This window comes from Candidatus Cloacimonadaceae bacterium (genome assembly GCA_030693415.1).
In the GTDB taxonomy this organism is placed as follows: domain Bacteria; phylum Cloacimonadota; class Cloacimonadia; order Cloacimonadales; family Cloacimonadaceae; genus JAUYAR01.
Map to the genome: position 1 here is coordinate 1 of JAUYAR010000180.1, position 4516 is coordinate 4516.

The 4516-nt window shown below is 49.1% G+C and carries 5 protein-coding genes; 4 read left to right on the forward strand and 1 reads right to left on the reverse strand.

Annotated elements, in window-relative coordinates; all coding sequences use genetic code 11:
* Positions 1–136: 136 nt before the first annotated feature.
* Entirely contained in the window at positions 137–1090 is a 954-nt protein-coding gene (locus Q8M98_11730; protein ID MDP3115421.1) for a hypothetical protein, read from the forward strand.
* Positions 1087–1914, forward strand: a complete 828-nt coding sequence (locus tag Q8M98_11735) for an SMP-30/gluconolactonase/LRE family protein (GenBank protein ID MDP3115422.1) — start codon at positions 1087–1089, stop codon at positions 1912–1914. The genes Q8M98_11730 and Q8M98_11735 overlap by 4 nt, the downstream gene beginning before the upstream one ends.
* A 142-nt stretch (positions 1915–2056) precedes the next feature.
* Here Q8M98_11735 and Q8M98_11740 read toward each other — a convergent pair whose 3' ends face one another.
* Entirely contained in the window at positions 2057–2185 is a 129-nt protein-coding gene (locus Q8M98_11740; GenBank protein ID MDP3115423.1) for a hypothetical protein, read from the reverse strand.
* A 26-nt stretch (positions 2186–2211) separates the two neighbouring features.
* Between Q8M98_11740 and Q8M98_11745 the strand changes: the two genes are divergently transcribed.
* Both Q8M98_11745 and Q8M98_11750 read left to right on the forward strand, forming a co-directional pair.
* A complete protein-coding gene (locus Q8M98_11745) occupies positions 2212–2829 on the forward strand; it encodes a phosphotransferase (protein MDP3115424.1) in 618 nt (205 codons plus the stop codon).
* Positions 2830–3590: 761 nt separating this feature from the next.
* Positions 3591–4238, forward strand: coding sequence for a hypothetical protein (locus tag Q8M98_11750; GenBank protein MDP3115425.1), 648 nt, complete (start codon positions 3591–3593; stop codon positions 4236–4238).
* The last annotated feature ends 278 nt before the right edge of the window (positions 4239–4516 follow it).

Genomic DNA, 4516 nt, shown 5'->3' on the forward strand with positions numbered 1-4516 from the left:
AGTTCCGGTCTTTCTATCTCAAGCTGATGAACCGGGACCTGCCCAGTGTGGAATACTATACCAGCCGCATCGATGGTACTCGTCTTGTACGTATTGCCAAGATTGACCTACTAAAAGCAGGAACTGGAGCCTCTTCATGAGAGTAATGCGACTGGGTGGATATAACTTGGCAATCAGCTCAGCCAGTGAACTCCTGGAGACCAAATACAAGCCGGAGCCGATTGACTTATCCAAGTGCAGCCGGGTCGGAAAGCAATTGATCTCCAAAGCAGCCGAGACCAAGAAAGTGGTCTCTCAGCCCTACTCTATGAGCAATCTGCTCAACCTCATGGATACCGATGAGTACCATTCCGGTTGTGTGGATGCCTTGTCTATGGCAACTGTGATGGAGTTCGACTGCAAGAACAGCCAGGTCAAGTCCTGGATGGAGACAGCAGAGTTCCCTGCCTGTGAAGACCAGACCACTATCTTAGGCGAGAAGATGAGCAAGAGCCTCAATAATTTCTATACCGCGCGGGACATCCTCAAACAGCACAGCGCGGAGGCGATCCGCTTCTTCTTTCTCTCCAAGCATTATCGCAGCCCGATCGATTTTAACCGCGAGCTGATCCGGGAATCCGAACGTGCCGTCAAAAACTTTTATGACGCGCTCAAAGCCATCGATTACCCTGGCTTCGCGGATGAGCAGATCGAGATCACAAATCCTGACATCGCCGCGATGGAGCAGGATTTCATCACCGCGATGGATGATGATTTCAACAGTGCCAGGGCTATCGCCGTGCTCTTTGAGCTCGCTTCGCTGATCAAAAACGAGAGCCTGCAGGATTCCACCCGCAAAGAAGCTGCCGGCATGCTCGTCCGGCTGGGCTCTGCCCTGGGATTTTTCCAGGATCTGGCAGCCAGGCTGGCGGACAATATGCCGGATCTCTCCAAACAACTGGTGGAGCTGATCCTCCAATATCGTTCCCAAGCCCGTGAGGACAAAAATTGGGCGCTTTCGGACAAGATCCGCGATGATCTTGCCAACCTGAATATCGAGATCAAAGACACCAAAGACGGATGCACCTGGAGCATCGGAGACAAATCATGAAAACGCAAAATAAACTGAACAAAAAGATCCTCTTGCTGCTCATCGTATTGGTGATCAGCGCCGCCATCTTCATCTGGCTCAAGCTGAGCAGCGTCGAGCTCAAAAATCCCGAAAGCATCGCCTATGACAGCATTGGCGATCGCTTCCTGATCTCAAACACCGGCGGACGCAGCATCGTGAGCATGGATAGCACCGGCACGCTCAGCACCTTCCTCAAAGGCGGATTGACCGCTCCGCGCGGCATCAAGATCATCTCCCCCTTTCTCTATGTGGCGGATAAGGACCAGGTGCACGTGATCGACATTCCCACCCAGACGATCACCCGGAGCATTCCCATCGAAGGCGCCGGCATGCTGAACGACATTGAGGCGGATCGAAACGGCTTGCTCTATATCACGGACACCGCGGCAAACTATCTCTATATCCTCGATCCCGCCACCAAAAAGCTGGAGAAATTCACCGCTCCCCAGCTCATCTCTCCAAACGGCATCGTCTATGACGGACCCCGCAATCAGATGTTCATCGTGTGCCTCAGCCAGCATTCGCCGATCCTCAGCTTTGATACGCTCAAGCGCAGCTTTTCGATCTTTAAGGACACGATCTATTCCCGGCTGGACGGCATCGCCATCGACGATCTGGGACGCATCTATTTTTCCTCCTTGCAGGAAAAGGCGATCTATATGATCCCCCAGGAGCAAAACCGCTTTATCCTCTTCCGGAGCGACATGCCTTCCGTGGCGGATATCTATTATCATCTGCCCACAAACGAGCTGATCCTCCCCCACTTCGAAAAGAACAGGATCACCCGCATCCCGCTCGACTGATTTGTGATGAACCTTTGTCATTCCCGCGAAGGCGGGAATCCAGTTCTGATGAGCCTTTGTCATTCCCGCGAAGGCGGGAATCCAGTCCTGATGAGCCTTTGTCATTCCCGCGAAGGCTGGAATCCAGTCTTATGAACCTTTGTCATTCCCGCGAAGGCGTGAATCCAGTCTTATGAGCCTTTGTCATTCCCGCGAAGGCGGGAATCCAGTCCTGATGAGCCTTTGTCATTCCCGCGAAGGCGGGAATCCAGTCCTGATGAGCCTTTGTCATTCCCGCGAAGGCGGGAATCCAGTCTTATGAGTCCAAAAGCATCATCCGTCCGCTTCGTCGAAGACACCGTGATCAAATCCTTCGACGAGGCGGATCTTTTTTTCCGCGAGCTGGCTGTCTATAATGCAAATCTGCCGATGACGCCAAAGCTCCTCAGCCACCGCGAAACCCGGGAACTGGTGCTGGAACGAATCGATGGCATCCCCTATCTGGACATCCCTCAGGGATTTGATCCCATCCGGCTCGCCCAACGCATTGCCGCCTTTCACCGCCATTCCCTCAAGGGAGAGAGTTGCCTCTGCCACATCGACAACCAACCCAAAAACATCTTGTGGGACCACGCGGACTTTTTCCTGATCGATTTTTCCGACAGCCGGATCGAAGCCCCGGAATATGATCTCAGCCACCTGATGCTCTTTTGGGCGGATAGCTTTGCCCCCCAGCGCTTGCAAAACCTTGCTGAGCTTTTCCTGAATGAATATCGCAAACTGATCCCTCCGGATCCCATTCGCTGGCAGAGATGCCTCGCAGAAAACATCCTCCGCTTCGATCAACGCCGCGCCCTCTTTAATAAAAAACCCGCCATACTGCCAGCAAACCAGATAAAGCAAAACCGCCTCATCCTATCATCCCTCATAGTCTAAAGCCAGGTGTGAACGTTCCACCTTTCCACCTTTCCACCTTCTCACCTTTCCACCTGATCACCCGTTCACCCGTTCACTTTTTTTTCTTCTCACGAAAAAAACATCTCTCATATATATAGGGACGACGCGACCCCATTTCTCCCCCTCCATTTTAACCCAAAACCTCATCCCTCAACCACTTATCTCCGTCACTTTTTACGTTTTTACTATCAATAACCAACAAATTACTTGCCTCGAAAATCACCCCCAAACCACCTACTTTCGTTGCGACTTTTCAAAATTCTGAAACTCACCCGGCAGGATCGGAATCCTACCATACAAAACCATCACTTTTCCACATTTCCACCTTTCCACCTTTCCACCTTTCCACCTTATCACCTTATCACCCGTTCACCTGCTCACCCGTTCACCCGTTCACTTCTTACGTCTCTCATCTCTATTTTCACCCACTCCCCCAGCACCCATCATGTGTACCGCATGGTCACTCTTGAAGTCGCAATTTGCGACCTCAACTTGAGATCACAATTTGTGACTTCAAGTTTACTATAGTAGCTTAGACACTGCCGCAAAACCAACAGACTTTTCCAAACCAGTCCGTCAGGACGACACTATAGTTGCATGGGGAGGAGCGCGAGCGAAACACCAGTCCACCAAAAAACCATTTGACAGCTTTTCACATGCTTATTTTTATTGCACGAGTCTGGATTTCATATCATTATCCTGTTTTAGAAGGCCATATCTGATCATAAATGGAGTAATCAATGGAAATGTATTGTCTTGTCGCTGTCATGTTGTTGCTTCTATGCGGCGTCACTAGGAGTAAGCCGTATGACGGACCCTTTGGCTTGAAAAAGGGGTTAACCCTTGCGAAGCTTAAAAAATTCGACCCCAACATCGAGAAGATCAAAGAGGGGGTATACCAAATGAGAGTGGTTCCCACACCTCACAAAAGCTTCGTATCCTACGCTGTTGTAGTGTCACCAAAGACCGGGTTATGCAAAATATCATGTGCTTCAAAAGAGATTTTCTGCAATAGCTATGGAACGCAACTGAAAGCAGAACATGAATCCATTCGTGATGCTTTGGAGCGGAGATACGGCTCTTATGACGAGATGGATTGTCTGTTTTCCGGGAGTATTTGGAATCAACCTGAAGATTTTATGAAGAGTCTATTACTTGAAGAAAGGACACTCTCCTCATTTTGGGATTTGGAGGCGGAAGTGTCAAGCGCACTCTCCTCATTTTTGGACACTTGGGAATATCCTCCGACGAACAATGGGATATTGAACATCTATATGGAGACACAAGCAAATGACATTGCTTCCGCCTTTATAATCTTAAACTACGAGTTTGACAATTTTACTGAGTTTGCGGAGCAGCAAAAAGAAAAAGAGGATAGTGCTTTCTGAACCTGGAACAACGTTTATCGAGAATAATGTGATTAGCTGATGCTAATAGAACTCATCATCATCGAAGACCAGTAGCATATAGTTAGATTCATCAGCTCATTATTGTATGATCAATTTAGAAGTCGGCATGAAAGAAGATCTAGTAGAGCGTCCCATAATTAACGTTCTATAATTGAACTTCATTCATTTTATACTTCCATCTAAACACGACCGGTGTTTTATTGATTTCATCCAACCCTTGGTAGATGCGTTCGACCAGTTCTTGCTTTGATCCAACT

What these genes read in the sequence shown, in the direction of transcription:
- Q8M98_11730 (MDP3115421.1), top strand. Translation starts at nt 137, where the DNA reads ATGAGAGTAATGCGACTGGGTGGATATAACTTGGCAATCAGCTCAGCC.
- Q8M98_11735 (MDP3115422.1), top strand. Translation starts at nt 1,087, where the DNA reads ATGAAAACGCAAAATAAACTGAACAAAAAGATCCTCTTGCTGCTCATC.
- Q8M98_11740 (MDP3115423.1), bottom strand. Translation starts at nt 2,185, where the DNA reads ATGACAAAGGCTCATCAGGACTGGATTCCCGCCTTCGCGGGAATGACA.
- Q8M98_11745 (MDP3115424.1), top strand. Translation starts at nt 2,212, where the DNA reads ATGAGTCCAAAAGCATCATCCGTCCGCTTCGTCGAAGACACCGTGATC.
- Q8M98_11750 (MDP3115425.1), top strand. Translation starts at nt 3,591, where the DNA reads ATGGAAATGTATTGTCTTGTCGCTGTCATGTTGTTGCTTCTATGCGGC.